Below are 1907 nucleotides of genomic sequence, written 5' to 3'. Positions count from 1 at the left end.
ACCCCATCAGCCACACCCGGCCCTCCCGGACCGCCTCACATTCTTAAGGAACCCCATGAGCAAAGACGCGGACGCCAACCCTTCCCCGGCCGATCTGACCGCTTCTGGGCCCCGGCCCCGGCGCTTCATGCTGAAGCTGTCGGGCGAGGCGTTCGCCGGAGGGGGTGCCCTCGGCGTCGACCCCGACATCGTGCACGCCATCGCCCGCGAGATCGCGGCCGTCGTCCGCGACGGCGCGCAGATCGCGGTCGTCATCGGCGGCGGCAACTTCTTCCGCGGCGCGGAGCTCCAGCAGCGCGGCATGGACCGTGCGCGCTCCGACTACATGGGCATGCTCGGCACGGTCATGAACTGCCTCGCCCTCCAGGACTTCCTGGAGAAGGAGGGCGTCGAGACCCGCGTGCAGACGGCGATCACGATGGGACAGGTCGCGGAGCCCTACATCCCGCTGCGCGCGGTCCGCCACCTGGAGAAGGGCCGCGTGGTGATCTTCGGGGCGGGCATGGGCATGCCGTACTTCTCCACCGACACCACCGCGGCGCAGCGCGCGCTGGAGATCCACGCGGAAGCCCTGCTCATGGGCAAGAACGGGGTCGACGGTGTGTACGACGCCGACCCCAAGACCAACCCGGGGGCCGTGAAGTACGACGCCCTGGAGTTCAGCGAGGTCATCTCGCGCGACCTGCGCGTCGCCGACCTGACCGCCATCACCCTGTGCCAGGACAACAAGCTCCCCATCCTGGTCTTCGAGCTGCTGGCCGAGGGCAATATCGCGCGTGCCGTCAAGGGTGAGAAGATCGGCACTCTCGTGAGCGACCAGGGCAGCAGGGACTGACGCCCGCGCGGCCCGCGGTCCGTACGCGCCCCGGCCGTACGGAGCCGGACCGCGCGGACCCGCCCGTACGGACCCGCACCGTGCGGGACCGGTCCCGTATGGACAAAGTCCTGCCGGTCGGACACCGTGCAGGAAAGACGCGACGCAGGTACCGCCCAAGGCGTGGGGGACCGCACCGCCGGTGGCACACCGCACCCACAACACCCAGGAGCAAGTGGTGATCGAAGAGACCCTCCTCGAAGCCGAGGAGAAGATGGAGAAGGCCGTCCTGGTCGCGAAAGACGACTTCGCCGCGATCCGTACGGGCCGCGCGCACCCGGCGATGTTCAACAAGATCGTCGCCGACTACTACGGCGCCATGACCCCGATCAACCAGCTCGCCTCGTTCTCCGTGCCCGAGGCGCGGATGGCCGTGGTCACGCCGTTCGACAAGAGCGCCCTGCGCAACATCGAGCAGGCGATCCGCGACTCCGACCTTGGCGTCAACCCGAGCAACGACGGCAGCATCATCCGGGTGGTCTTCCCCGAGCTGACCGAGGAGCGGCGCCGCCAGTTCATCAAGGTCGCCAAGACCAAGGCCGAGGACTCGAAGATCTCGATCCGCGCCGTGCGCCGCAAGGCCAAGGAGACCATCGACAAGCTCGTCAAGGACGGCGACGTCGGCGAGGACGAGGGCCGGCGGGCCGAGAAGGAGCTCGACGACACCACGACGAAGTACGTCGCGCAGGTCGACGAGCTGCTCAAGCACAAGGAATCCGAGCTGCTTGAGGTCTGATGAACGACTTTTCCCGCGGTACCCGGCCGGCCGCAGGCCCCTGGGATCCGCCCGACCAGGGGGCTGCCCCGGCGGGTCCCGCCCGCGATGAGCCCGAGGCACAGCAGACTCGGCCCATGCCCGTCGTGCCCGAAGGACCCGGCCCCGAAGGACCCGTGACCGGCGGTCCGCCGTGGGGCGGCCCGCAGCCGGGCGGCCCCGGGCCCGGGGGGCCGCACCTCGGGCAGCCGGGCGGCACGCCGCCGCACGCGGGCCCGCTGCCGGGCGCCGCGGCGCCCGCGGGCGCGCTGCCCGGCG

3 protein-coding genes are annotated in these 1907 nt (G+C 70.7%); all 3 read left to right on the top strand.

The features are described from left to right. Positions 1 to 55 precede the first annotated feature (55 nt). A complete protein-coding gene (pyrH, locus tag ABEA77_RS33695) occupies positions 56 to 835 on the top strand; it encodes a UMP kinase (protein WP_425588453.1) in 780 nt (259 codons plus the stop codon). 217 nt (positions 836 to 1052) lie between these two features. Further along, positions 1053 to 1610 (top strand): ribosome recycling factor, encoded by a 558-nt coding sequence (gene frr, locus ABEA77_RS33690; protein ID WP_329455399.1) that lies wholly within the window; start codon positions 1053 to 1055, stop codon positions 1608 to 1610. Between the two features lie 116 nt (positions 1611 to 1726). After that, on the top strand, positions 1727 to 1907 hold a 181-nt coding region (locus ABEA77_RS33685; protein WP_345655951.1), incomplete at its 3' end, for a hypothetical protein.

This window comes from Streptomyces tremellae (genome assembly GCF_039540215.1).
Taxonomy (GTDB): Bacteria; Actinomycetota; Actinomycetes; order Streptomycetales; family Streptomycetaceae; genus Streptomyces; species Streptomyces tremellae.
This window is presented reverse-complemented; position numbering and strand designations above follow the sequence as displayed.

Excerpts from the sequence above, each read along its gene's own strand:
- pyrH (WP_425588453.1), top strand. The coding sequence starts at position 56 with ATGAGCAAAGACGCGGACGCCAACCCTTCCCCGGCCGATCTGACCGCT.